The sequence below is a fragment of the Streptomyces sp. WMMC500 genome (genome assembly GCF_027497195.1).
Taxonomy (GTDB): Bacteria; Actinomycetota; Actinomycetes; order Streptomycetales; family Streptomycetaceae; genus Streptomyces.
Genome location: NZ_CP114905.1, coordinates 4,755,626 through 4,780,217 on the forward strand (window position 1 = coordinate 4,755,626; position 24,592 = coordinate 4,780,217).

At 72.5% G+C, this 24,592-nt stretch carries 25 protein-coding genes and 1 tRNA gene; 12 read left to right on the forward strand and 14 right to left on the reverse strand.

Annotated features, from left to right (window positions below):
• Positions 1–74: 74 nt before the first annotated feature.
• Positions 75–1,595 carry a PP2C family protein-serine/threonine phosphatase gene (locus O7599_RS20415; RefSeq protein ID WP_281617043.1) on the reverse strand — a complete coding sequence of 507 codons (1,521 nt, stop codon included), beginning with the start codon at positions 1,593–1,595 and terminating at the stop codon, positions 75–77.
• Between the two features lie 532 nt (positions 1,596–2,127).
• Here O7599_RS20415 and O7599_RS20420 point away from each other — a divergent pair.
• Complete coding sequence (locus O7599_RS20420) at positions 2,128–2,874, forward strand: bifunctional DNA primase/polymerase (RefSeq protein WP_281617044.1); 747 nt, start codon at positions 2,128–2,130, stop codon at positions 2,872–2,874.
• Between the two features lie 367 nt (positions 2,875–3,241).
• Here O7599_RS20420 and O7599_RS20425 read toward each other — a convergent pair whose 3' ends face one another.
• From O7599_RS20425 to O7599_RS20435, 3 genes are all read right to left on the reverse strand, one after another.
• Positions 3,242–4,219, reverse strand: coding sequence for a DUF5926 family protein (locus O7599_RS20425; protein WP_281617045.1), 978 nt, complete (start codon positions 4,217–4,219; stop codon positions 3,242–3,244).
• Positions 4,220–4,399: 180 nt separating this feature from the next.
• Positions 4,400–4,990: an ATP-binding protein gene (locus tag O7599_RS20430; RefSeq protein WP_348652554.1), complete on the reverse strand. Its 591-nt coding sequence runs from the start codon at positions 4,988–4,990 to the stop codon at positions 4,400–4,402.
• A gap of 134 nt (positions 4,991–5,124) precedes the next feature.
• Positions 5,125–6,087, reverse strand: a complete 963-nt coding sequence (locus O7599_RS20435) for a glycerophosphodiester phosphodiesterase family protein (protein WP_281617047.1) — start codon at positions 6,085–6,087, stop codon at positions 5,125–5,127.
• Between the two features lie 197 nt (positions 6,088–6,284).
• Between O7599_RS20435 and O7599_RS20440 the strand changes: the two genes are divergently transcribed.
• A complete protein-coding gene (locus tag O7599_RS20440; RefSeq protein ID WP_281617048.1) occupies positions 6,285–7,919 on the forward strand; it encodes a trypsin-like peptidase domain-containing protein in 1,635 nt (544 codons plus the stop codon).
• Between the two features lie 398 nt (positions 7,920–8,317).
• Here the strand turns inward: O7599_RS20440 and O7599_RS20445 are convergent, their stop codons facing one another.
• Together O7599_RS20445 and O7599_RS20450 are read right to left on the reverse strand one after the other, a co-directional pair.
• Complete coding sequence (locus O7599_RS20445) at positions 8,318–8,572, reverse strand: hypothetical protein (protein WP_281617049.1); 255 nt, start codon at positions 8,570–8,572, stop codon at positions 8,318–8,320.
• A 5-nt stretch (positions 8,573–8,577) separates the two neighbouring features.
• Positions 8,578–9,186, reverse strand: coding sequence for a GrpB family protein (locus O7599_RS20450; protein ID WP_281617050.1), 609 nt, complete (start codon positions 9,184–9,186; stop codon positions 8,578–8,580).
• A 193-nt stretch (positions 9,187–9,379) separates the two neighbouring features.
• Here O7599_RS20450 and O7599_RS20455 point away from each other — a divergent pair, with 193 nt between their 5' ends.
• From O7599_RS20455 to O7599_RS20470, 4 genes are all read left to right on the forward strand, one after another.
• Positions 9,380–10,243: an aminoglycoside phosphotransferase family protein gene (locus tag O7599_RS20455; RefSeq protein ID WP_281623454.1), complete on the forward strand. Its 864-nt coding sequence runs from the start codon at positions 9,380–9,382 to the stop codon at positions 10,241–10,243.
• Positions 10,244–10,264: 21 nt separating this feature from the next.
• Entirely contained in the window at positions 10,265–10,720 is a 456-nt protein-coding gene (locus O7599_RS20460) for a GNAT family N-acetyltransferase (RefSeq protein ID WP_281617051.1), read from the forward strand.
• A gap of 153 nt (positions 10,721–10,873) precedes the next feature.
• The gene (locus O7599_RS20465; RefSeq protein ID WP_281617052.1) at positions 10,874–11,884 is read left to right on the forward strand and encodes an alcohol dehydrogenase catalytic domain-containing protein; all 1,011 of its coding nucleotides are present in this window, start codon (positions 10,874–10,876) and stop codon (positions 11,882–11,884) included.
• A 281-nt stretch (positions 11,885–12,165) separates the two neighbouring features.
• Positions 12,166–12,615, forward strand: a complete 450-nt coding sequence (locus tag O7599_RS20470; protein ID WP_281617053.1) for a hypothetical protein — start codon at positions 12,166–12,168, stop codon at positions 12,613–12,615.
• A gap of 531 nt (positions 12,616–13,146) precedes the next feature.
• On the opposite strand, the gene O7599_RS20475 is transcribed toward O7599_RS20470, so the two are convergent.
• Genes O7599_RS20475 through O7599_RS20485 form a run of 3 tightly spaced genes read right to left on the reverse strand, consistent with a single transcriptional unit; the run spans position 13,147 to position 14,903 of the window.
• The gene (locus O7599_RS20475; RefSeq protein WP_281617054.1) at positions 13,147–13,992 is read right to left on the reverse strand and encodes a helix-turn-helix transcriptional regulator; all 846 of its coding nucleotides are present in this window, start codon (positions 13,990–13,992) and stop codon (positions 13,147–13,149) included.
• Between the two features lie 7 nt (positions 13,993–13,999).
• A complete protein-coding gene (locus tag O7599_RS20480) occupies positions 14,000–14,524 on the reverse strand; it encodes a DUF6879 family protein (protein WP_281617055.1) in 525 nt (174 codons plus the stop codon).
• Entirely contained in the window at positions 14,505–14,903 is a 399-nt protein-coding gene (locus O7599_RS20485) for a hypothetical protein (RefSeq protein ID WP_281617056.1), read from the reverse strand. The genes O7599_RS20480 and O7599_RS20485 overlap by 20 nt, the downstream gene beginning before the upstream one ends.
• A 277-nt stretch (positions 14,904–15,180) precedes the next feature.
• On the opposite strand from O7599_RS20485, the gene O7599_RS20490 reads away from it, so the two are divergent.
• Positions 15,181–15,315 carry a hypothetical protein gene (locus O7599_RS20490; RefSeq protein WP_281617057.1) on the forward strand — a complete coding sequence of 45 codons (135 nt, stop codon included), beginning with the start codon at positions 15,181–15,183 and terminating at the stop codon, positions 15,313–15,315.
• Positions 15,316–16,494 (forward strand): methyltransferase domain-containing protein, encoded by a 1,179-nt coding sequence (locus O7599_RS20495; RefSeq protein ID WP_281617058.1) that lies wholly within the window; start codon positions 15,316–15,318, stop codon positions 16,492–16,494.
• A gap of 65 nt (positions 16,495–16,559) precedes the next feature.
• Here the strand turns inward: O7599_RS20495 and O7599_RS20500 are convergent, their stop codons facing one another.
• Positions 16,560–17,120: a carboxymuconolactone decarboxylase family protein gene (locus O7599_RS20500; RefSeq protein WP_281617059.1), complete on the reverse strand. Its 561-nt coding sequence runs from the start codon at positions 17,118–17,120 to the stop codon at positions 16,560–16,562.
• Positions 17,121–17,185: 65 nt separating this feature from the next.
• On the opposite strand from O7599_RS20500, the gene O7599_RS20505 reads away from it, so the two are divergent.
• On the forward strand, positions 17,186–17,545 hold the full coding sequence (locus tag O7599_RS20505; RefSeq protein WP_281617060.1) for a helix-turn-helix domain-containing protein: 360 nt from the start codon (positions 17,186–17,188) through the stop codon (positions 17,543–17,545).
• A 241-nt stretch (positions 17,546–17,786) separates the two neighbouring features.
• On the opposite strand, the gene O7599_RS20510 is transcribed toward O7599_RS20505, so the two are convergent.
• The 4 genes from O7599_RS20510 to O7599_RS20525 all read right to left on the reverse strand — a co-directional run bounded on the left by O7599_RS20510 (position 17,787) and on the right by O7599_RS20525 (position 21,396).
• A complete protein-coding gene (locus O7599_RS20510) occupies positions 17,787–19,361 on the reverse strand; it encodes a vanadium-dependent haloperoxidase (RefSeq protein ID WP_281617061.1) in 1,575 nt (524 codons plus the stop codon).
• A 386-nt stretch (positions 19,362–19,747) separates the two neighbouring features.
• Positions 19,748–19,835 (reverse strand) — tRNA-Ser (locus O7599_RS20515).
• Between the two features lie 108 nt (positions 19,836–19,943).
• Positions 19,944–20,351, reverse strand: a complete 408-nt coding sequence (locus tag O7599_RS20520) for a VOC family protein (RefSeq protein ID WP_281617062.1) — start codon at positions 20,349–20,351, stop codon at positions 19,944–19,946.
• A 181-nt stretch (positions 20,352–20,532) separates the two neighbouring features.
• On the reverse strand, positions 20,533–21,396 hold the full coding sequence (locus O7599_RS20525; RefSeq protein WP_281617063.1) for a bifunctional DNA primase/polymerase: 864 nt from the start codon (positions 21,394–21,396) through the stop codon (positions 20,533–20,535).
• 221 nt (positions 21,397–21,617) lie between these two features.
• Here O7599_RS20525 and O7599_RS20530 point away from each other — a divergent pair, with 221 nt between their 5' ends.
• The 3 genes from O7599_RS20530 to O7599_RS20540 all read left to right on the forward strand — a co-directional run bounded on the left by O7599_RS20530 (position 21,618) and on the right by O7599_RS20540 (position 24,537).
• Complete coding sequence (locus tag O7599_RS20530; protein ID WP_281617064.1) at positions 21,618–21,917, forward strand: hypothetical protein; 300 nt, start codon at positions 21,618–21,620, stop codon at positions 21,915–21,917.
• A gap of 242 nt (positions 21,918–22,159) precedes the next feature.
• The gene (locus tag O7599_RS20535; protein WP_281617065.1) at positions 22,160–22,717 is read left to right on the forward strand and encodes a SigE family RNA polymerase sigma factor; all 558 of its coding nucleotides are present in this window, start codon (positions 22,160–22,162) and stop codon (positions 22,715–22,717) included.
• Between the two features lie 167 nt (positions 22,718–22,884).
• The gene (locus tag O7599_RS20540) at positions 22,885–24,537 is read left to right on the forward strand and encodes a long-chain fatty acid--CoA ligase (protein WP_281617066.1); all 1,653 of its coding nucleotides are present in this window, start codon (positions 22,885–22,887) and stop codon (positions 24,535–24,537) included.
• The last annotated feature ends 55 nt before the right edge of the window (positions 24,538–24,592 follow it).

Consider the following 24,592-nt stretch of genomic DNA (forward strand, 5'->3'; position numbering starts at 1 on the left):
CGTTTCGAACGACGGCGGACGCACTGCCGGCAGGTCGGCGCCCGGACCGCGGTCAGCCCGCGGTCAGTCCGCGGTCAGCCCGTGAGCTGGACGGCGAGCAGGACGACGTCCTCGGGGTGGCCGGCGCCGTCGTCGGGCCCGGCGGGCAGCAGGCGGGCGAGTACGTGGTCGGTGAGCGCCTCGGGGTCGTCGCGTACGGGGGCGGGGGCGGTGGCGGCGGCGTGGTGGAGGCGGTTCATGGCCTGGTCGGTGGGCCGGCCGGTGCGGTGGAGGAGGCCGTCGGTGTAGAGCAGGATGGTTTCGCCCGGGGCGGGGTCGATGGTGACGCTGGGCGCTTCCCAGCAGGTCAGCATGTTCAGCGGCGCGGACAGGGAGGTCTCCGCGTACTCGGTGCGCCAGGGGCCGGTGACGAGCGGCGGGCAGTGTCCCGCGCCGGCGACGACCATGCTGCGGCGGCCGGGTGGCGCGTACGCGAAGAGGGCGGTGGCGCGGCGGCCGGGTTCGGTCAGCCGCATGAGGAGTTCGAGGTCGGACAGGACGGCGACGGGGTCCTCGCCTTCCATGACGGCGTACGCGCGCAGCCCCGCGCGCAACTGGCCCATGGCGGCGACGGCGGCCGGGCCGCCGCCGCCCGCGGAGCCGACGGCGAGGCCGAGGGCGCCGTCGGGGAGGGGGAGGACGTCGTAGAAGTCGCCGCCGCCGAGGGGCCCGGTGCGGTGCCGGACGGCGACGCGGGCGCCGGGGACGCGGGGGAGGCGGGCGGGGAGCAGGGCGGCGCGTACGGCGTCGGCGGTGGTGCGGGCGCGGGCGAGGTCGAGGATCCGGGCGAGGTGGTCGCCGGCGTGGCGGGCGTAGAGGCCGGTGATGCGGCGTTGCCGTTCGGTGGGGCGGGCGGGCCCGTCGTAGAGCCATTCGACGGCGCCGAGGAGGGCGGGGGGCGGGCGTCTGCGCTGTCCGGTTCCCGTCTGGCCCGGTTGTGCCATACCGCCCTGGTCCGGCTGTCCCGGTCCCGGGGGTCGCGGACCGGCCGGTGCGCGTCCCGCCGGCCCTCCGCCGCCTGCCGGCCCGGCCCTGCCCGGAGCCCGCGTGGCGCCCGTCGCCGTGCCCGTGCCGGCCGCCGTGGCGGCGAGCGGCACCGCATAGCCGGCGGCGTAGCCGAGGCGCATGGCGACGTCGCGGTGGCGGGGGTGGAGGTCGGGTTCGGCGGCGAGGTCGGGGCGGCAGACGTCGGCGGGGCGGGTGGCGGCGGGGGCATCGAGGATGCGCCCGTACGACGTGGACGCGCGTGGCACGGTCTCCATGGCGCCGAGTTCCGCGGCGCCGATGCCGTACCCGACGCGGGTGTCGGGGCTGCGGCCGTCGGCGGGGTGCAGGACGGCGAAGCCGCGGCGCGCGCCGATGAGTTGTGCGCCGGCGCGCACGATCTCGTAGAGCGCCTGTTCCAACTCCGTCGTGCGGGCGAGACGTCCGGTCAGTTCGTGGAGTGCGGTGAGGTCGCCGGCCCAGGCGGAGAGGCGGTCGTACGAGGCCGCGGGGGACTCGGCGGGGTGGGCGATAGCGGGTCGCAGCAGTCGCTGCAGCTCAATTCCGGCCACATTCGGGAACGGTGGGGTGCTCAACGTCGGCGTCTTTCCGGCAGCGGTTCCGCACCCGCGGCCCGTGCTCCGGCGCGGCCCGTCGGTACGGGCCTGACCGGCGCAGGCATCGCGCTCAACAGCATCGCAGACCCCCATCTCATGCTGTACCACTCGCAATAGATCCACATTTACACGGACTGATGAGGCGATGTCCAGCGTTGTCGGCTCGCACAGGGTGGTGTCCGCGAGGCATCTGTGTTTGGCTGAAAATCGATGGGTGCTCTGTTCAACTGCGGTCGACTGGATTTCGACACGGAGGTCCCCACACAAGCCGGCAACGGCAGGAACCCGCCCAGGCGGCACTGCGTCCTACAGAACAGAGCCCGGGCCCCGCCGACGCGTGGCGCGCCATCGCACGACCGACGCACGCACCGACGCACCGAGAAGCGCACCGACGCAGCACAGACACCGCACCGAGACCGCAGTGACTGTATGACCCTCGCAAGGTGATCGGCCAGCAGACCCTGGTGCCACGGAAGGATGAGCGCTTATGCGCGAATATCCCGGAAAGCGGCGCAGGCGTAACGGGCAGCGGGCGCTGCCTGACGCGGCGCTGACGTTCGCTTCGCAGTGGCAGTGGCCCGTCGTGCCCGGAGCGGGCCTGGAACCGCGGCGGCCCGGCCGCCGCGACCGGACGCGGGAATCGCAGGAATCGCAGCATTCGCAGGAATCACAGGGATCCCTGCAACCGGCGGCCCGGCCGCATGACCGCGAGTGCACCTGCCCCTATGCGGAGTGCGCCGCGCCCGGAGCACATCCCTACGACCCCGGCGTGCTCGCCGCGACCACGGACCCGCGCATGGTCCGCTGGTGGTGGGAGCAGCGGCCGGACGCGCCGGTGCTGCTCGCCACCGGTGGCCGCGCGCCGAGCGCGGTGAGCCTGCCGGCGGTGACCGCCGCGCGGGCGCTGACCCGGCTGGACCGGCTCGGGGTGCGTACGGGCCCGGTGGTGGCCACGCCGGAGCGCTGGGCGCTGCTGGTGGCCAGCTACGGCTACGACGAGCTGGGCGAGCTGCTCGGCGAGCACGGCTGGGTGCCGGCGTCGCTCGGTTTCCACGGCGAGGGCGGCTATCTGGCCCTGCCGCCGTCGCAGACGGGCGCGGGGCGGGTCCGCTGGGAGCGGGCGCCGCGGCCGGACGGCGGGGCGCCGTGGCTGCCGCCCGTGGCGTCGGTGGTCGACGTGCTCGTGGCGGCGGTGGTGGCGGCCCCGGGCGAGGGCAGCAGGTTCGTCGGCTGAAGGTTCGCCGGCTGGTTCGCCGGCTGACGTGACGGCGAATCGTCCGCCGCATCACGGGCGGTTCGCCGGCGGAGGGACGCGCGGGGGTCGCGCGCCGCGTACGGGCGCGCGGCCCTCGGCCGGGACCTCGGGCAGACATGCCGTAAGGCGATCCGCGCGCGCCGCCTGACCTTTGCGTTCCGCGGCCCCGCGCCTTCGGCGGCGAAAGTCGCCGGGGCCGGGCATGTAATGACCCGGCCGCTGGCGACGGGGGATGCACCAGCGACCGGGCTACAGCGACCGTAACAACTCTTCGGCGTTTCGCAAATTCGAACGCCGGAATTCCCGTCAAATGATGGACCCGCCATACCGCACGGTATGCAGGTGATCAGCTCAGCGTCACCTGGCGGTTGGAGAGGCCGCCGCGGGCCTTGCGTTCCGCCCCCGTCAGCGGCTCGGTGACGGCCAGCGCCTCCGCCAGCCGCTCGCCGAACCGGGCGGCGGGCTTCTCGCAGTCCTCCGCCGTCATGGACGACGGGAGGTCCCACACCGGCACCACGAGTCCGTGCGCGCGGAAGGACCCGACGAGGCGGGTGTCTTCGGCGAGCGCGGAGCCGCCGGCGGCGTGCAGCCGGGCGAGGGCGTCGAGGAGCTGTTCCTCGGGGTGGGGCATGACCCAGCGCAGGTGGTTCTTCTCGGGTGCCTCGCACCAGTACGCGGCCTCGACGCCGCCCAGGCGGGCGGTGGGGATCGCGGCGGCGTTGGCCCGTTCCAGCGACGCGGCGACCTCGCCGGAGGCCGACTCCGCGTCGTCCAGCCAGAACTCGAACCCGTCGTGTACGACGGGCCGCAGGGCCTCGGTGGTGTCGAGGAGGTCCTGGAGCCGCGGGCCGTCGCCGGCGCCGGTGAGCGCGGCGGGTTCGACGGGGGAGCCGGGGGTGGTGGTCAGCGCGCGCTGCAGTACGTCGGCGAGGTCGCGGCTGATGTCGCCGGAGGAGGTGTCGTTCTGCAGCCCGAGGAGCACGGCGCCGTCGTCGCGGCGCAGCGCGGGCCAGGCCATGGGCAGCACGGTGGCGAGGGTGAGCGACGGTACGTCGTCGGGGAGGCCCGCGGTGAGGGTGAGGGGGGCGGTGCCGGCGGGGACGAGTTCGCGCAGCGCCACCCAGTCGCACTCGCCGGGCAGCCCTTCGAAGGGCCGGCGGACCAGCTCGGTGACGGCCTGCGCGGCGGCGCGGCCGTGACATGCCTTGTACCGCCGGCCGGAGCCGCACGGGCAGGGCTCGCGCGCGCCGACGACGGGGACGTCGCCGTCGGGCACGGTGGCGGGCTGGGATGCCTTCGTACGGGGGCGGCGCTTCTTCGCCATGGCTGGAATGCTCCGTTCGGGCGCGGACGGTGTCACGTGCGGACGGTGTCACGTACCGCACGGAGCCTAGTCGCAGGGGCCGCTGCGCGGCCGTGGACCCGCCTGCCGCCCGGTTTCCGCCCGGGGTTCGGGGGCGGGTGCCGCCCGCGTCGGTGCGGGTCGGTGCGGGTCCGGCCCGGGTCAGTGGCCGGGCAGGGACGCCCAGACCGTGACCTCGCCGAGGGGGCCGGCGTCGTAGCGCACGCCCCAGTCGGAGGCGAGGGAGGAGATGATGGCCAGGCCGCGGCCGCCCTTGGCGGTGACCGAGGGTGTGGCGGGAAGTGGCCGGGTGGGTCCGCCACCGTCGGTGACGGCGACGGTGACGCGGCCGTCCGGATCGATGTGCCAGTCGGCCCGTACGCGCGTGTCCGCGGTACCGGGGCCCGCGGCGGCGGGCGAGTCTTCGGAGTGCTGGACAGCGGCGGGCGCGGCTTCCGCGCCGGGCGCCGGGTCCTGGCCGGGGACGGCGGCGGGCCGGGCGTCGGCGCGGACGGGCACGAGCAGTTCGGCGTCCGCGGTCGCCGCCGGTGTGGCCAGCGGTCTGGCGTGCCTGCACGCGTTGCTGAGCAGTTCGGACAGGACGAGTACGGCGTCGTCGACGGTCGCCTCGGCGGCGCCCCGGGCGCGCAGGTCGGCGCGCAACCGGCGGCGCGCGAGCCCTACTCCGTCCGGGCCGTGGGGAACGGCCATGGACGAAGCCGGCGCCTGCTGTGCCACCACGAACATCACCACCCCCAGCGATCTCCTCGCCCCGCAACAGGGAGTCAATGCCCCCGCGGGGTGGATCGGAAACCGGCCAACCGCCCACCGTTGATGCACTCGTTACGTAACCGTACGCAGTGCGCGCGCCGCCGTACTACGCGTAGTCATGCATCGCCGGTCGGCGGTGTGTCGTAGCCGAGGCGGTCGAGCTGGGCGCGGACCTGGCGGGGGCGGTTGGTGATGACGGCCTCGACGCCGAGGCGGGCGCACAGCGCGACGTCGTCGGGCTCGTCGACGGTCCAGACGTGGACGCGGTGGCCGGCGCGGTGAAGTCGGGCGACATAGCCGGGGTTGGCGCGGACGATGCGCAGGCTCGGTCCCGCGATGCCCACGCCGCGCGGGAGGCGGCCGTCGCGGAAGCGGGGGAGGAGGAACTGCATGAGGAAGACGGTCGGGACGGCGGGCGCCGCGGCGCGGACGCGGTGCAGGGAGCGGGCGGAGAAGCTCATCACCCGTACGAGGGAGGCGGCGTCGTCGCCGTCGTCGCCGGCGGGGGCGGCGCCGGGGGCTGTACGGAGCGCGCCGCCGCCGCCGTGGGCGCCGGGCGCCGGCGGGCCGGCGAGGCCGAACCGGCGCAGCAGCTCGACCAGCTTCTCTTCCACCTGCCCGGCCCAGCGGGTGGGGTGCTTGGTCTCGATGGCCAGCTCCACCCGGCGCCCGGCGTCGGTCACCAGCTCCAGCAGGCGCTCCAGGGTGAGTACCGAGGTACGTTCCCAGTCGGGCTCCTCCGGCGTCTCGCGCTGGCGCCGGCCCACCTCGTCGCGGCGTGCCTCGCGGGCCTTCCAGGAGCCGAAGTCGAGGGCGGCGAGGTCGGCGAGTTCCAGAGCGGAGACGGCGCCGCGGCCGTCGGAGGTACGGTTGACGCGCCGGTCGTGGACGCAGACGAGATGACCGTCGGCGGTGAGCCGTACGTCGCACTCCAGCGCGTCGGCGCCCTCTTCGATGGCCGTGCGGTACGCGGCGAGCGTGTGCTCCGGCGCCTCCTCGGACGCACCCCGGTGCGCGACGACGGCGGGCGGTCCCGGCTCCGTACGCCCGTACGGCCGATCCGCTGGTACATGGCTCACCGGCCCATCCTGCCACCGGGCGCGCCGGTCGGCCCGGCCCTCGCCTGCCACCCAGGGGATGCGCCGGGAATGTCCGAAGTAAAGGATGTCAGCCAAAGACTAGGTCCGGTTTACCGTCCGCTGACAGGCCGTGCGGGACTCTGGTGGGGCGGGTAGGCGCAAACCTGCACCTGGTGAGAGACGCGAAGGAGAGAGCTGTGAGCACCGAGAACGACGGCGCGACGCCTCCGCGGCCGGACTTCCCGCCGCCGGATGCGGGAGCGAGGTCTCCGGTCGAGTCTCCCGAGCGCTCGCACCAAGCGGCCGGCGGCGCCTGGCCGGCGGGACCGGAGGGGCCGGGTGGTTCGGACGCTGCCGGCTCCCCCGGTGGTCCGGGTGCCGGGGGGCACGGTGAGGCGCGTACGGAGCAGTTCGCCGCGGTCGGCGCCGCGGGCGGCAGGGGCTCCGACGGCGACCGCACCGGGCCCGCCGGAGGTCAGACCGGGCCCAGCGGCGCCGCCGGCTCGTCCGGCGGCGCCGGCCCGCAGTGGCCCCCGCCCCCGCCGCCGGCGGGCACCTCCCCGGCGGGCGCCACACCGGCGGAACCCGCGGGCTCGCCGCCCCCCACCCAGCCGGGCTGGGGCAGCGCCCCGCCGCCCGGCGGCAGCGGCTGGGAGTCCGGCCCCCGGCCGCCGGGGAACGGCGGCCGGCGCGTGGGCACGGTGGTCGCGGCCACGCTCGTCGCCGCACTGATCGGCGGCGGGATCGGCGGCGGCATCGGGTACTGGGCGGCGGAGGACGACTCCAGCGGCACGTCCACGACCGTCTCGGGCACGCAGGACGGGCAGGAGATCGAGAACCCGCCCGGCTCGGTCGCCGCCATCGCCGACAACGCGCTGCCCAGCGTCGTCACCCTGGAGGCCGGCGGCGCGTCCGGTGACACCGGCACCGGCGAGGAGGGCGGCGCCGCCACCGGCACCGGCTTCGTCTACGACAAGCAGGGCCACATCCTCACCAACAACCACGTCGTGGCGGGCGCCGAGGGCAGCGGGTCGCTGACGGCGACGTTCTCCAACGGCAAGACGTACGACGCCGAGGTCGTCGGCCAGGCCAGCGGCTACGACGTGGCCGTCATCAAGCTGACCGACGCCTCCGACGCCAATCTGACGCCGCTGCCGCTCGGCGACTCCGACAAGGTCGACGTCGGCGACCAGACCATCGCCATCGGCTCCCCGTTCGGCCTGTCGGGCACGGTCACCACCGGCATCGTCAGCGCCAAGAACCGCCCGGTGGCCTCCGGCGACGCGAGCGGCCAGACGGACTCGTACATGAACGCCCTGCAGACCGACGCCTCCATCAACCCCGGCAACTCCGGCGGCCCGCTGCTGGACCACGACGGCAACGTCGTCGGTATCAACTCCGCGATCCGGCCGGCGGACAGCGGCAGTCCGTTCGGGGGCGGCCAGGGCGGCAGCATCGGGCTGGGCTTCGCCATCCCCATCAACCAGGCGGACCGGGTGGCGCAGGACCTCATCGACACCGGCGAGCCGGTCTACGCGATCATCGGCGTCTCCGTCGACAACTCGTACCAGGGCAAGGGTGCGAAGGTCAGCGAGTCGGGCAGCGACGCGGCCGGCGACCCGGTGACGCCCGGCGGCCCGGCGGCCGACGCGGGACTGCAGCCCGGCGATGTGATCACGAGGCTGGACGACACGATCATCGACAGCGGGCCGACGCTGATCGCCCAGTTGTGGGCGCACAAGCCGGGCGACACGGTGGAGATCACCTACGAGCGCGGCGGCGACCAGAAGACCGTGGACATCACCCTCGGCGAACGCGAGGGCGACGACTGACGGACCCCGCTTGACGCGAGCGGCCGGGCACCCCGAGGCGGGGTGCCCGGCCGTCGCGGTGCGGAGGGGGCGGAGTACGGGAGAGCGAGGGGCAGGGAACGGAGGGCCGGGAACGGGGGGATGGGGGGCGGCGCTACAGAGCGGGGGAGGTCCGGGCCGGGTGTCGGGGCCGTCCCTCATGCGGCCCCGCCCCTCACCCGACCCGGACCGGCTCTCGGCCGGAACCCGTCACTGCCCCGGCCGGAACCTCCCCGCACCCGGCCCGCCGGACCGGCCGTCGGACCGGCCTGCCCTCCTGACCGGCCCGCGCCGGGCCCGTCCCCTGTTCGGGCCCGGCCCGGTCGCGACCCGTACACCGGCCCGTACGGCATGCGTCTCCTCCGTACCTCCACCGGCCGTCATCCCCTGCGGGCGGCCTCCGCCCGCGCCTGCGCCCAGGCCGCTTCCTTGAGCGCCATCCGGGCGGACGGCAGCCGGCCGCCCGCCGTCTGCCAGTACGGATGCGTGGACACCCGCACCGACAGCCGCAGCAATCGCCGCCGCAGGACCGCGGTTTCGCTGGCGCTGTGCCGCGGCTCCTCGGCGAGCCTGCGGTACACCGCGTACCAGTCGCGCTGGGTCTGGACGAGGTCTTCGGGGAAGGTGTGGGTCACGGGAGTTATTCTGACACGTGTTCGATTTTCGAGTCACGCGTATTCCCCGGAACCCATCCCGTCACTTCTGCCCACCGCTCCGCCGCGATCATCAGGACCTCCGTCGCCGGCGCCTTGACCTGCCCGTACGCCCTCAGCTCCGGAAACCCGTCCGCTAGCCGCGACTTGAACTCGCCCCACGCCCGGCGCGCCGCGCCGTCCGCGCGCAGGTAGTCGCGGAAGAGCAGCGCGAAGCGGGCGTTCGGGGCGCCGTCCTCGCGTACGTGGACGTTGCACCGCCGCGCGCCGACCGGCGGCGCGAACACCAGCTTGCGGCACTCCCGCCCGCCGGAGACCTCGGTGCGGTTCCAGGGCTCGGGGCGGCGGCGGTAGCCGGCCGCGCCGAGCAGCCGGACGAGAGGCTCCTCGCCGAGCGGCGCGGCCACCCGTATCTGGATGTCCACGCAGTCCTTCGCCGGCAGCCCCGGCACGGACGTGGACCCGATGTGGTCGACGGCGTGCGCGTACGGGCCGAGGGCGGCCCGTAGTTCACCGGCCAGCCGCGCGAAGTCCCGCGGCCACGCGGGCCGGTACGCCAGCACGGCCGCCATCTGCGGTTCGTCAGGGAAAGGCATGCCGCCAGTCTGACGGCGGCCGGGCGCCGGGCGGGCGCGGCGGAAAACCGTTCGACAGCGCGGGCGTCCGGGGGATGGGATGAGGCGGACCGCAGGACGGGAGGAGAGTCGTTTGCCGTCCGAGACCACCGCCGGCGCCCCCGCGGCCGGCACCGCCGGCACTCCACCCGTCACCCCCGCCGTCGACGAGGCGCTGGCCCGGCGCCTGCTGGCATCGCAGTTCCCGCGGTGGGCGCACCTGCCGCTCCGCCCCCTCCGCCCCGGCGGCTCGGACCACGTGATCTTCCGGCTCGGCGAGGCCATGACCGTACGCCTCCCGCGCGGCGACTGGGCGGCGGGCCAGGCCCAGAAGGAACACCTGTGGCTGCCCCGCCTCGCCCCGCACCTGCCGCTGGCGGTGCCGGCGCCGCTGGAGGTGGGCGAGCCCGCGTTCGGCTACCCGTGGCACTGGTCGGTGTCGCGGTGGCTCGACGGCCGGACGGCGGCCCCCGGCGGCCTGGCGGACGCGGCGGAGGCGGCGGCCGACCTGGCCGCGTTCCTCGGCGCGTTGCGGAGTCTGCCGCTGCCGCCCTCCGACGCGTCGTACGCGCTGCTCTCGCCCGCGGTGCCGCTGCGGGACCGCGACCGTACGACGCGGGCGGCGATCGCGGCGGTGGGCGCGGCCGGCGCGTTCGACGCCTGCGCGCTGACGGCGGTGTGGGAGGCGGCCGTCGAGGCGGGTGACCCGGACGGGCCGCCGGTGTGGTTCCACGGCGACATGCACAACGGCAACATCCTCACCAGGGCCGGCCAGTTGAGCGCCGTCCTCGACTTCGGCGGCCTGGGCGTCGGCGACCCGGTCTGCGACCTGGTCATCGCCTGGACCCTGCTGGACCCGGGCCCCCGCGCCGCGTTCCGCGAGGCGCTGGGCGCGGACGACGCGGCGTGGGCGCGGGGGCGGGGCTGGGCGCTGACGACGGGGCTCAGCGCGTACACGGCGTACGCGGCGACGAACCCGCACGTGGCCCGCGCCACGACCCACCAGATCACCGAGGCGCTGGCGGACAGGACGCCGTAGCGGCGACGAGGGAGCGACGGCATGACCATCGAGGGCACGCGCATCGGGCCGGCGGACGCGGACGACTTCCACCGGGTGCTCGCCGACCACCCCCGCTACTGGGGCGAACGCGACCTCCGCGCGCTGCACCTGCTGGCGATGGTCCAGGAGTTCGGCGACACCTGCCTGGTCGCCCGCGCGGCCGACGGCATCCGCGGCTACGTCTTCGGCTTCGTCACCCCGTCCCGTACGGGATACGTCCACCTGATCGCCACCCGTGACGACACCCGCGGCACGGGCCTGGGCCGGGCGCTGTACGAGGCGTTCGCGGCGGCGGCGACCCGGCAGGGGGCGGAACGGCTGAAGGCGATCACGTCGGTGGCGAACACGGGCTCGCAGGCGTTCCACCGGAGGCTGGGATTCACGGCGCGGGTGGCGGAGGACTACGACGGAGCGGGGCGGACGATGGTGGTGTTCGACCGGGGGCTGCCGCTGTAGGGGTGCGACCTGCCCGCGACGGCGCCCGCACCACGTGAACCCGATCCACGCTCGGCACCGCGGCGAAGCGCGGTCACTCACGGCCGGTCATCACCCGGATACGGGGAGCGCGGGACTAGATTCGTCCCCACACGGCGAAGGATCGAGGCCTTCATGCTCACGGCTGTAGCCACCGCGGCCGACGCGCCGCTGACCCTCACCGAACGCGAGGTGCCCGAGCCCGGACCGGGCGAGGTGCTCGTCAGGATCATCGCGTGCGGCGTCTGCCACACCGACCTGGACCTGCTCCAGGGCCGCTGGCCGCTGGCCCGCTTCCCGGTCGTCCCCGGGCACGAGATCACCGGCGAGGTCGCCGCCCTCGGCCCGGGCGTCTCCTGGCCCGCGGTCGGCACGGCGGTCGGCGCGCAGTTCCTCGGCGACTCCTGCCGGCGCTGCGACCAGTGCGTACGCGGCGAGCAGATCCTCTGCCCCGGCAAGCGGATCACGGGCATCGTCATGGACGGCGGCTACACCGAGTACGCCGTCCTCAAGGCCGACTTCGTCACGCCGCTGCCCGACGGGCTCGACCCGGTGGCGGCGGCGCCGCTGATGTGCGCGGGGCTGACGGCGTTCAACAGCCTGCGCCGGGGCGGGATCACCGCGTCCTCCCGCGTCGCGGTGATCGGCACCGGCGGCGTGGGGGCGCTGGCCATCCGCTACGCCGTCGCCATGGGCGCCCGCGTCGCCGCCGTGGGCCGTTCGCGCCGCGGCGAGGCGGCGGCCCGCGAACTGGGCGCCGAACGTTACGTCGCCACCGGCGACACCGACCCGGCCGAGGCGCTACGGGCCTGGGACGGCGGCGCGGACCTGATCCTCAACGCCGCCCCCTCCACCGCCGCGGCCACCGCGGCGCTGACGGGCCTCGCCCCCGACGGCACCCTCGTCCTGTGCGGCTACGACGAGACCCCGCTGGTACTCCCCCCGGCCCCGATGGTCCTGAACCGCCTCCGCGTCATGCTCAACCCCTCGGGCTCCCCCCACGACGCCCGCGACACCCTCGCCTTCTCCGCGGCCCACGGCATCGTGCCGGACCACACCCCGATCGGCCTGGAGGGCGCGAGCGCCGCCCTGGAGGCGATGGCCAAGTCCAGCCCGCCCAACCGCTCGGTCATCACCTTCGCCTGAGGCCTCAGCCATCACCGGCGGGGCCTCACTGTGCCCTGTCTGCCCCCGTGCGACCCCCATCGCCCCCTTGTGTGCGCTTCGCATGCGTGTCACACCGTAAGTGACGCGCCATTGAGGGAGGGAACTACCGCATGACCTCGGACTGGGCGGTGGAGAGGTTTGGTGCGAAGGCGGGCCGACTCGCTGCGGCGGTACCCGAGCAACTGGCCCGGGCCCACGCCCGGGCTCACGCCGTGCACCTCACGGCCGGGCTGAAGAGGCGCAGCCCGTATGGAGTGACCTTGGCGCAGCTCGTACGTGAAAATCTGGCGGAAGCCGCACGGGAGCTGGGTGAGGACGTACGCGACCTGCGCGGGTACGACTACGCGGTGATCAATGATCACGCCCTCTTCCCCTTCAGATACTCGGATCGTCCGAAGCCGCTTGAGCGTGCACGATTCCCGTCCCAGACTTCCCCCACCCGTCGTCGGGTGTTCTGGGGCCACGGTCCGCCACCACGGGAAGGACTGTTCCCTCTCGATGACGATCTGACGACGGAGGAGTACGAGCAACTGCACGAGGTATTCGAGGAGTTGGGAGCCGCGACGCGGCTCGTATGCGTGTTCTTCACGTCGAACGCCGAAGAGGGGATTCACGCGATCCACTGGGGACAGGCCCGCCTCGAACCGGATCGCACCTTCACCTGGCTTTACAGCGAACCCCTTCCGGTCGCCCCTCAGCCGCTCGATTGACTGAGACGTTCTCGCACCCCGAACCGGAGGTACAGCGCCTACTCGGCATGGCGGACAAGTGGCGGCAGCAGGCGATATCGAACAACGAGAACCGAGGCTTGTGATCACCGCCTGAATCTCAGAACAGGGCTGCTCGTCAGAAGCCGTGTTCTCCAGCTCGGATCGATGCGGCGAAGTGACGCTACGCCGTTGGTGCACCGCGGCTGGCGGTTCGGGAGTAGGGCCGTACGGCATCTGGGCTCGCCCTCACTGCTGTACCAGACTGGCCACGCCCGAATCGACACCTCGTGTGCCGACGCCTACCCACGGGAGGATCCCAGTGGCCCCCAAGACCCGCTTGAGTACGGGAACACGCACGGTGTATATCGAGCACGGCGTGTGGTTCGATCCAACCACCAAGCACATACACGTCACATGTGGAGACTCGCACTGGTCGTATTCGGTGCACACCGATCCCAAGAAGTTTGCGATGTATCGCTCTCTCCTACAAGAGCACGACAGATGGCCCGAAAGCGCCGACTGAGCGAAGGCTCACTCCTCCCGTTCCCACTCTCGCAACGCCGCTGTGATCAACGCCCGGGCCTCCGCCCCGTAGACCGCCGACTGCTGCAACAGTGAGAAGGCCCGCTCGTACAAAGTGAGTTCGCGGGGTTGGGTGACGGTCAGCTCGGCGGAGTAGGTCTCGACCACGACCAGACGGTCGTCGAAGAGACTGAACGGGTTGCCGGGCCAGATCAGTTGTTCTGCGGTGCGCGGGATGATCCCCAGGCTCAGGCGCGGCAGGGTCATAACGGCCAGGAGGCGGTCGAGCTGACCGCGCATGACGTCGGCACCGCCGAAGTTGGTGCTGAGGGCTTGTTCGCCGAGGATGACGCTGAAGCGCCGATCGCCCTTGTAGAGGAACTGCTGCCGTTGCATCCGCAGGGCCACGGCGTCCTCGGTGTCGTCCGGAATCTGCAGGAAGTTGATGACCTGCCGGAAGGCGGCGGCAGCGTAGTCGGCGGTCTGAAGCGTTCCCCAGACCACGGTCGGGTGGTAGATGCGAAACGTCGTCGTTCGCTGGTACAGAGAGAGGGAGCGTTTCTGCGGTTGCCGGGCGCCAGCCGTGAACATACGCCGCCACTCCACCCACATGGCTTCGATGTTGCGCACGGTGGCGACGAGGTCGGGCAACTGCTCCTCGGCACCGACGATGCGGCACCAGACGCGCAGGTCACCTTCGCTGATGTTCTGTTTGCCGTGCTCGATCCGAGACACCTTGGACAGATGCCAGCCCGCCGCCGTGGCAAGCGCCCGGCCGGTGAGCCCGCCGTCCCTGCGGAGTTCTCGCAGCCGGGTGCCGAACGACTCGCGGGCTTGTTGAGCCTGGTGAGACACGGCGGAATCAGGGCCGGTAGTCGGCGTAAGGGAGGGCCAGCGACCACAGTCGGTCGCGCACCTGCACCGCTTCGCCGACGACAGCCGGATCGGTGATCAGCTCGGCACCGTCGAACCGTCCGTCAGCCCGGAAGTGGGTCACGGCCAGCGTGTCCTCGTCGAACAGCCACCAGTCATGGCCCTCAGCCGGAAACCGGAAGCCGTCCGGCAGCCGGCGGCGGGGCAGCCAGCGGATATCCTCGCCGGCCTCGTGGTTCATGGGGGTGAGTGCCAGCTCCCACCGGATGTAGTCGGTGACCGGCTCGCTCACCACCCGGACCCGGCGTATGGTCTTGCCGGTGGTGGCGAGCGCGTGCACCTGCTCCAGCCAGGGGCGGAACCAGGCGAAGTCGTCAGGTTCGCCGCTGAGCCACTTGGCGTACGGGCCGTCCTCGATGGAGACGTGATACTCGTCCTGCAGTTCCAGGTGGAACGCTTCCTGCTTGAAGGTCGAGAACAGTTTGTCTCGCTCTTCAGCCGTGATCAGGCTCATCGGCGGCTTCCTCCAAGAGCGCCTTGACTGCAGCCTTGCTGACCTCGACGCAATCCTCGTGATCGGGGATGCGCATCTGCCCCAGGGCCTCACGATCGCCGACGCGTGTGCCCTGCACGATGCAGGTGCCGCCACCCGTGACGTGCACGATGGGGTGCGTCCAAGTGCTCACCGTACCGGTCACACCGTCCTTCGCGAGGTGTGCGAACAGGGCGGCCGGCACCTCCACGACGGTCTGGCCGCTCGGAACGTCGAGCTTGTCGGTGATCTCCGGATTGGTGACCTTCCAGCCCTGCACGACGTAGGTGTCACGGTCCGAGGCGTACAGCGTGGGTGACTCCGTGGGGTTGGACTCCTTGCCGAGAAACGTTAATTGCATGATCGCCCTCCTGTCGGCGTCGTTGCGGAAGTTTGCGGACTCGGGTCAGCGTGTAACTCTCTTGTGGTCAGGTCAACTTGACCCGCAAACATGCGCAAACTCCTTGAACGGCCAGCCGGGCGATCCCTAGCGTCGATCACGGAGGCGAAGGAAAGCGGGGCGGTTCGGTCCGCAGTCCGACGACGCTCCCGGACCGCGGTCGGCCGGACCGCTGTCGGATCGGCTCCGGCGGCCTGCCCACTGACCGACCGAACTCGACGACGCAAGGAGGACACCCATGCAGTGGTGGCGCACGATGGCGGACGGCGGCAACCCGCAGGACGACAGCGACAGCGGGAACAAGCACGGTGGTGGTGGCTCAGACGAGGGCGGCAACACCAACGATGGCCAGGGCCCGGCGGACGGACGCTGAATGACCACGCACGAGAAGGCGGAGGCCGGTCTCCGGCGGCTGGCCTCCGCGCTCCTGGCCAAGGGCGCCTTACCTGGGGAGTGGCTGCCCGCCTTCGGGGCGGTGCCGCGGCACTTGTTCGTGCCGGACGTCATCTGGCCCGGCCAGGCCGGCATGAACCGACCTCGCGACCGAGTTATTCGCTCGGAAGAGCCGGACCTCTGGTGCGAAGCGGTCTACCGCGATGCCCCGATTACCACCCAGTGGGACGACGGCGCCTACACCGGCCCTGGCAGGGGCAAGATTCCCTCCAGCTCCAACTCCATGCCCAGCATGGTCTTCGCCATGCTGGACGCGCTGAGCATCGACGACGGTCACACGGTGTTGGAGATCGGCACCGGCACCGGCTGGAACGCGGCGCTGCTCAGCCACCGGCTGGGCTCGAACAACGTCGTCACGGTTGAGGTGGACGAGCCCAGCGCCCAGGCGGCGAGCATGCGACTCCAGAAGGCCGGCTTCCACCCGACCACGGTGGTCGCCGACGGCACCCAGGGCTACGCCCCACGCGCTCGCTACGACCGCGTGATTGCTACCTGCTCGACGGGCCGCATCCCGTCGGCCTGGCTGGAGCAGACCAAGCCGGGCGGCGTGATCGTGGCGCCGTGGGGGCCGACGTACGGCGGGGAAGCCATTGCCCGGCTGACGGTTGCTGACGATGGCACGGCTTCGGGCCGGTTCGCGGGGTCCTCGGCGTTCATGCGGCTGCGGTCGCAGCGTACGAAGCGTCCGCATGTCCGCGAATACCTCCGGGGCGAGCCCTGGCCGGCGGACGGTGTGAAGTCTCTGACCGGCCTCTCCCCGGATGCGGTGGGCGACTGGCCGGTGATGTTCGCCATCGGACTGCAGGTGCCGGAGGCCTTTCCCTGGATGGAGTCCTACCGGGACGGTTCTTACACCTTGTGGCTGCGGGATACGGCCGTCGTGTCCTGGGCGACGGCGGACTGCGAACCAGACCGCAGTGAGTTCGAGGTGGTGCAGGCCGGGCCGCGGCGGTTGTGGGACGAAGTCGAGGCGGCGTATGGCTGGTGGGTGGACCAGGGCCGACCGGGGTTTGAGCGCTTTGGGCTGACAGTAACGCCGGAGGGGGAGAGGGCGTGGCTGGACGGGCCGGAGCGGCCGGTTCCCACCGCGAACGAGTAGGGAATCATCCCCCTCGGCGGGCCGGTCGGGATGTGGGTGCGGATGAGGGTGTCCGGGGCCGGTGGTCAGCGTGCCGGGAACGGGACGGCCCAGGGTTCCTCGTCCAGGAGGAGTCCGTTGGCCAGGTAGCTGATGGTGCGGTACCAGCCGGCCAGCACCAGGAACTCCAGGAGTTGGGCGTCGTCGTAGTGGACGCGCAGGGCGTCCCAGGCAGGCTGCGGGAGGTGCGCCGTGTCGTGCAGTGCGTCGACCGCGTCGAGCAGTGCCGCGTGGCGTGGCGGCCACGAGGTGTTGGCCGCCGTGTCGATGTCGGCGGTGGCCCGGAGCTGTTCCGGGCTGAGTCCGGCCTGTGGGGCGAGGGTCGCGGCGTGTGCGCCCCATTCGTAGGCGCAGCCGGCGCGTGCGGTCACGCGGGCGATGACGATCTCGCGGTCGACGGCGGGGAGAAGCCCGTGCCCCAGCAGCCCGGCTCCCAGCACGAACATCCGTGAGGCCAGCTCCGGGTGGCGGTGCAGTACCCGGAACAGCGCGAGCGGCTCGTGCGGCACGCCGGGAGGCATCCATCGGCGGAGCGCCTGGTCGACGGGTGCGGGGTACGGCGGGGTGAGCGGCTCGATGCGCGGCATGGTCCCTCCTGCTTCGATTTTCGCATCAGTATGATGCTTCGAAAGTCGAAGCGCAAGGAGCCGGCATGGAAGCGAGAACGCCTCGGCCGGGCGTACCGGTACGGGGATCCGAGTCGGGTCGTCCCGTCATGGCCGCACTCGACCTGCTCGGGCGGCGCTGGACGCTGCGCATCCTGTGGGAGCTGAGTCAGGCCCCGGCAGGCTTCCGTGAACTGCAGCGCCGCTGTGAGCGCATGTCCTCCAGCGTGCTCAGCACCCGGCTCAGCGAACTCACCGGCGCCCGCCTCCTCGTTCTGCATGACGACGCGTATCACCTCACCCGGCTCGGCGAGGCTCTCGTCGAGGCGCTGAGCCCGCTGAACGCCTGGAGCCGGCGGTGGGCGGAGGAGACAGCCTCCGGCACGAAGGGAGGCCCCGAAGGGTGACAGCGCGGCAACGGCAGATCATGGGGGGCGGTCAGCGGCGGCCCGCGGGGCAGCCGCGTCCGGAAAGGGCTCGCTCCGGCACGAGACCGCGGTCATCGGAGGGGCGGTCGGGGGCGTGCGTGCCAGAGCGCGTCGGACTGTGCCGCGTCAGGTGCTTCGCGAGCGGGCCCGTCGTCGACCGGTGGCGGCGTTCTCGGTCACACCGGAGGAACTCACGGAGATCGCTCTACGACGTCGGCAGTCAGTCCTCGACGTCGCCGTTGATGTGCCGTTGCACGTACGCGTGGGCCAGGTCGCCGAACTGCTCGCCGAAGAGGATGGACCTCTCGGCCGTCTTCTTGAAATGCACGCCGCCCCACAGCCGGCTGATGCCGCAGTCCCGGTTGTAGTCGGTCCAGGTGGGCCAGTGGAGTTCGAGGCCCTTGGCGGGCGTGATCTCCGGCTCCACCACCGACGAGCCGGCGGAGAAGGGCTGCCGCCAGTCCAGGACGTCGTCGTCGAAGAAGCGCCGCGCCGCCTGTGCCTGGGCGGAACAGATCGTCGTGGAGCCCGACGGGTACTCGGGGTGGTCGCCCACTTTCAGGTAGCCGGCCCACTCGCTGGCGGGCATGTCGTCGACCGTCCCCCTTCCGGGACCGCCCCAGGCGGTCACCGGGCTGTCGCCGTACACGTGCGAGACCGCGCTGAACGGTCGCGCCGTGTCGTACTTCGCCTTGTAGTGCCAGGCGGCGATCAGTGCGTCGTATATCGCCACCGAGATCGCGGTCATGAGATGGATCCAGCCGTCCAGGTCCAGACCGCGGGTGTCGGCCGCGACCTGCCCCGCCAGGCCGACGCCCAGCAGCTTGTTGTCGAAGAACTCGGCCCTCACCTTCCGCTCGTCGGTGAGCGTGGCCGACGCCTCCAGGATCTCGTCCACCGAGCGCCGGTACGCCCTGGGCCGGGTGTGATCGACGTGGTCGGGCGGGGCGAGCCGGAACCGGCCGGGGTCGTCGAACGTGTGGGCCCTGGTCAGCCGCATCTGCGGGGTGACGAACTGCTGGACGGTGAAGATGCCCTTGTCACCCCGCCCCGGGATGGCGAGGCGGCGTTGATGAGGTCCCAGCACCGGCTGCCAGCGCGAGGGGTTGGTCAGGTCGTACGCGGTGTTCACGGGCCGGTAGCCGGTGTAGTCCGCGTAGGGCTGACCGTGGTACTTGCGGCCCTCGTCGCCGAGCTGGTTCATGCCGTCCCGCTCGGTGGCCGCGATGACGGCCTTGCCGGCCAGGTTGCCGATGCCGACCGGACTGGTCCTGTCCTCCGACGTGTCGTCGGGGTCCAGGCCCACCGCGGTCATCAGTTCCCGGAAGAGCGGCTCCCACGCCAGCTCCACGTCCTTGGTCACGTGGTAATTGGCGTGCAGGGCGGCGATGTTCTTGTTCCTGTTGGTGGCGGACTCGCTGGAGGGGCGGCGGCCGAGCCGCGAGTACACGCCGAGCGCGGTCGGGTGGTAGGGCGCCACCGCGTCGAACCACGAGATCATCGAGAGATGGATGTACCGCTGCGAGATGGTCACATCCATGGGGCCGACGATGTCCGCGTACAGCGGGTGAGCCGGCTGGAACCGGGAGATCACGTCCCGGATGAAGTTGCCGGTGTCCAGGTCGAAGTCGGCGACCGCCTCCGCCGCCGAGCGTCTGGACTGGCCGGCCGTGGCCGTCCCGCCGTGCCCCAGGGCGCCCAGCGCCGCCGTCGCGGCACCGCCGACTCCGCCGAGCAGTACCGATCTGCGCCGCGGGGATAAGGCTGAGACCGGAGAATTTCCGAACGTCTCCATCAGGTGCGTCCCTTTCTTGAGGAATTCGCTTGGTGGAGGGAATGGGTGCACGTGGCCCGGCCCGAGGGCGGCGCGCAGACTGCCGGCTGGAAATGAGGCTCGGCGAGAAAGGGCAACTGTCACACGCCACAAAGCATGACGCGCCCATGCCATTCCCCCGTGGTCCCGACCCTGCCTCGGAGGGTGGGATTCGGCCAGTCCCGTGACGGAGCACGAAGTTGCCACGACTCCGAGGTGCCGGACAGCGAGGAAGCCGAGAGGAACGGCCGCTCGCACGGGTCAGCGGTGGGAAGGCCGCGTATCAGGGTGAGACAGGCCGCATGCGGAAGCGGCGTCGTCGGGGCATGACGGCGCCGCTTTCGACCTGCGGGGATGGTGCTTCTCGGCGGAGAGTGTGGGATTCGAACCCACGGTGACGGGGTACGCCACGCCGGTTTTCAAGACCGGTCCCTTAGGCCACTCGGGCAACTCTCCCTGCCGCCGCCCGGCGGCGGCAGGGACCAAGGCTAGCGGGTCGCGTGGCGGCGTCGCGTGGGGGATGGGGGCGGGCTGCGGGGTGGGCTTCGGCGTGGTCGGCGGGGGTCAGGCGGGGGTGGCGGCGGCGGGGTCCATCCAGAAGATCTCCCACTGGTGGCCGTCCGGGTCGAGGAAGCTGCGACCGTACATGAAGCCCTGGTCGTTGGGCTCGTTCGCGACGCCGCCGCCGGCCGCCAGCGCCTTGTCGACGATCTCGTCCACCTCCGCGCGGGTGTCGACGCTCAGGGCGAGGATCGCCTCCGTCGCGGTGGTGGTGTCCGCGATCTCGTTCTTGGTGAAGCCCTTGAAGAAGGGTTCGGTGAGGAGCATCGCGTAGATGTCGTCCGTGATGACGAGGCAGGTGGCGTTCTCGTCGGTGAAGTTCTCGTCGAAGCGGTAGCCGAGGGCGGTGAAGAAGGACATCGAGCGGTCCAGGTCCTTCACGGGCAGGTTGACGAAGATCTTGTGCGGCATCGTGGTGGCCCCTCTCCGGGGTGTGGTCGTCGGCTCCTGGAGCGCGCTGTCTCAGGGGTAGACGGAGCGGGGGCGCGCGACTCATCGGTGGCGGGCCGGTCTCCGCAGATTTTTTCCGCGGCGGTGGGGGCGCGGGTGGGGCGGGGGCCGTGGGCGGGGGCTGGGCCGCGGGTTTCCGCCGTCAGCGCGGTGTGTGTCTCGCCGCCGACGCCACCGTCGCCGCCGCCTCCCGTTCCGGCAGCCCCGTCGCCACCGCCGCGCGGACGAGGGCCTCCGCCACGTCCCGGCCGTGGCCCGTCTCGTACGCGCGGCAGGCCGCCCAGAACAGGCGGGCGTTGCGTTCGCCGGGGTGGGAGGCGGCGACGAAGCGGATCAGGGCGTCCGCTCCGCGCTCGCCCGGGCGGGGGTGGTCGGCCGGGGGCGGCGGTGGCGGGTCCTGCGGGGGCGGGGTGAGGAGGCGGAGGAGCGCCCTCGGCGCGGGGGCCGGGGCGCGGGTCGAGCGGGGGGCCAGGCGGTACGTGCCGTGCAGGGTGCGGGAGCCGGGGCCCGCCAGGTAGCCGCCGGTGCCGCGGACGTCGACGCCGGGTGCCAGGCGGCCCACCGAGTTGGGGACCGTGTGGTCCGGATGGCCGGTGAGCCAGATGTGGCGGCCGCCGCCGGGCGTGAGTATCAGCACCGTCGGCGGCAGCACGATCCCGTGCGTGGCGAGCAGCGACTCGAACACCCCGAGCGCGTCAGTCCCCGATTTCACGTCCAGGTCCAGCCCGATCAGGTGATGCGGGGGCCGGCCGCAGGCGATGCCGTACCCCGTCGCCCAGGGGGCGGCGGCGAAGAGGGTGTGTACCGCGTCGGTGTCGGTCGTCGCGTCGTACACGCCGTGGCCGATGCGCCCGCACTCCCCGCGGCAGGGCACCCGTGGCCAGTCCGCGTGGTGCGGGGAGCGGACCGCGGGCTGCTTCGCGCGGGACAGCGGGAAGACGGGCAGGCCGCGGCGGGCGGCGGCCAGCGCGGCGGTGAGGGCGTGGCTGTGTACGGAGCTGTCCATGCCTCCAGTCTCGTACAAGTGTTCGATACGCGAAAGTGTCCCGCTGTGCGGGTTTACCCGCCGCCGATCACGCCTGCGGAGGAAATGGACACCGGCTCGCGAATCTCTCGGAGGGCGTGGGACACGATGCTCTCGCGACGTCGCACACCGCCGGAGAGGCGGCCGGGACCCCCGGTCGGCTCCCGACAACGGAACCGTCTTCCGTTACACAGGAGGAACAGATGGCACGCACTCGCACGGCCCGCATCCTGGCCGCGGCAGCTTCTCTGCCGCTCGCTGTCGCGCTCTTCGGAGGGGTCGCGCACGCAGACAACGGGGCGTTCGCCAACGACGACTCCCACTCCGCGGTCGTCGGCCAGGTCGGCGGCGTCGGTGACGACAACTTCGGCAACAACGCCCAGACCCAGCAGGTCAACAACGGCGACGGCGGCTACAACGAGTCCAACACCGCCAACGTCCAGGGCTTCGGCAACGTCGTCGACCAGTCGGACACGGTGCTCGTCTTCACCAACATCTGGTAAGGCGCACGCAGTCCGGGGTGCTCAGGGGATGGCCGCGCGGCCGCACCGTCACGGTGCGGCCGCGCGGTCGCGTGTGACCGCCGCCGGTCGTGGGACCCCGGACGTAGTACCCCGAAGGGTCGGCCGGCCGGACCTCCACCTACGGGAGGTCCGGCCGGCTCGGTACCTACTCCCTCGGGTGGAGCCCGCATCGCGACCTCCGGGCGATCCGCCGACCCGGGTACCGCTCCTAGCGTGGAGCCATGTCCACAGCCAGCACCACCGACGCCCCCGCGCCGGACACCGCACGACCGCCCCTTCCGACCTTCGCGGCGTACGTGAACCTGCGGGGGCCGGTGCTGCTGCGCACCGCGCGCTCCCTGACCACCAGCCCCTGGGACGCCGAGGACCTGCTGCAGACGGCGCTGGCGCAGACCTATCTGGCCTGGGACCGGATCGAGGACCCGCGCGCCCTCGACGGCTATGTGCGCCGCGCGCTGCTCAACACCCGCACCTCGCAGTGGCGCAAGCGCCGCGTCGACGAGTACGCCGCGGGCGACGACCTCCCCGAGCCCACCCCGGTGCCGGGACCCGACCCGGCGGAGCACCAGGCGATGCGCGACGCGATGTGGCGCGCGGTGCTGCGGCTGCCGGAGCGGCAGCGGGCGATGGTGGTGCTGCGGTACTACGAGGACCTGAGCGAGGCGCAGACCGCGGCCGTGCTGGGGGTGTCGGTCGGGACGGTGAAGAGCGCGGTCTCGCGGGCGCTGGCGAAGCTCCGGGAGGACACGGGGCTGGGGGAGATGGCGCAGGCGGCCTAGCCCTCTGCGCGTAGGTGCGGGAGCACCCGCGCGTAGGTGCGGGGGCGGGCAGACAGCCCTTCCCGAGGTAGTGACAAGGTGCGCGGCCACCAGCAGAATCAGCGCCACCGTCTACTGGCGCGTAACCGCTGCGTGTCTCTGCGTGTCTTACCCCAGGGAGGCCCTCCGTGCTGAGCACGATGCAGGACGTACCGCTGACCATCTCGCGGATCGTCACCCACGGCTCCACCATCCACGGCTCCGCCGAGGTCCTCACCTGGACCGGATCCGGCGAGCCGCCGCGCAGGCGGACCTACGCCGAAGTCGGCGCCCGCGCCGCGCAGCTCGCCCACGCGCTCCGCGACGAGCTGGGCGTACGGCAGCAGGAGCCGGTCGGCACCCTCATGTGGAACAACGCCGAGCACCTGGAGGCGTACCTCGCGCTGCCCGCCATGGGCTCCGTGCTGCACACCCTCAACCTCCGCCTCGACCCGCGCCAGCTCGTCTGGATCGTCAACCACGCCCGCAACCGCGTCGTCCTCACCAACGGCACCCTCCTCCCCCTCCTCGCCCCGCTGCTGCCGCACCTGCCCGGCGTCGAGCACGTCGTCGTCGCCGGCCCCGGCGACCGCGCGCTCCTCGACGGCACCCACGTCACCGTCCACGACTACGAGGAACTCCTCGCCGGCCGCCCCGCGTCGTACGACTGGGCCGTCCTCGACGAACGCGAGGCCGCCGCCCTGTGCTACACCTCCGGCACCACCGGCGACCCCAAGGGCACCCTCTACAGCCACCGTTCCATCTATCTGCACTCCCTCGGCGTCCTCGCCGGCGAGGGGTTCGGCATCTCGCCGAGCGACCTCGCGCTGCCGATCGTGCCGATGTTCCACGTCAACGCCTGGGGGCTGCCGCACGCCGCGTTCATGGCCGGCACGTCCCTGCTGATGCCCGACCGCTTCCTCCAGCCGGGCCCCATCGCCGAGATGATGGAGACCTGCCGGCCCACGATCAGCGGTGCCGTCCCCACCATCTGGCAGGCGCTGCTCAACGAACTCGACGCCAGGCCCCGCGACGTCTCCTCCATGCGCACCGCCATCATCGGCGGCTCCGCCTGCCCGGCCCAGCTCATGAAGGGCTTCGAGGAGCGGCACGGGATCCGCGTCGTGCAGGCGTGGGGCATGACGGAGACCTCGCCGCTGGGCAGCATCGCGCACCCGCCGCCGGGGCTGGATCCGGCGGCGGAGTACCCGTACCGGCTGACCCAGGGGCGCTTCCCCGCCAGCGTGGAGGCGCGGCTGCGCGGCCCGGACGGGAACCTGCTGCCGCACGACGGGGAGTCGGCGGGGGAGCTGGAGGTACGCGGGCCGTGGATCACGGGCGCGTACTACGGCGGCGCGGACGGGGAGCCGTTCCGGCCGGAGGACAAGTTCAGCGAGGACGGCTGGCTGCGCACCGGCGACGTCGGCACGATCACGGCCGACGGCTATCTGACGCTGACGGACCGGTCGAAGGACGTCATCAAGTCGGGCGGCGAGTGGATCTCGTCGATGGAGCTGGAGAACCACCTGATGGCCCACCCCGACGTCGCGGAGGCCGCGGTCATCGCCGTACCGGACGAGAAGTGGGAGGAACGGCCGCTGGCGGCGGTGGTGGTGCGCGAGGGCGCGGAGGTGACGTACCAGGAGCTGCGGGCGTATCTGGGGGAGCGGATCGCGAAGTGGCAGTTGCCGGAGCGGTGGGCGCGGATCGGGGAGGTGCCGAAGACGAGCGTGGGGAAGTTCGACAAGAAGGTGCTGCGCCGGCGGTACGCGGACGGGGAGCTGACGGTCACGCGGTTGTGAGGGGCCGGTGGGCGGTCCGGCGCGGTCCGGCGTTCCCGCCCTCGTGCGCGGCCGC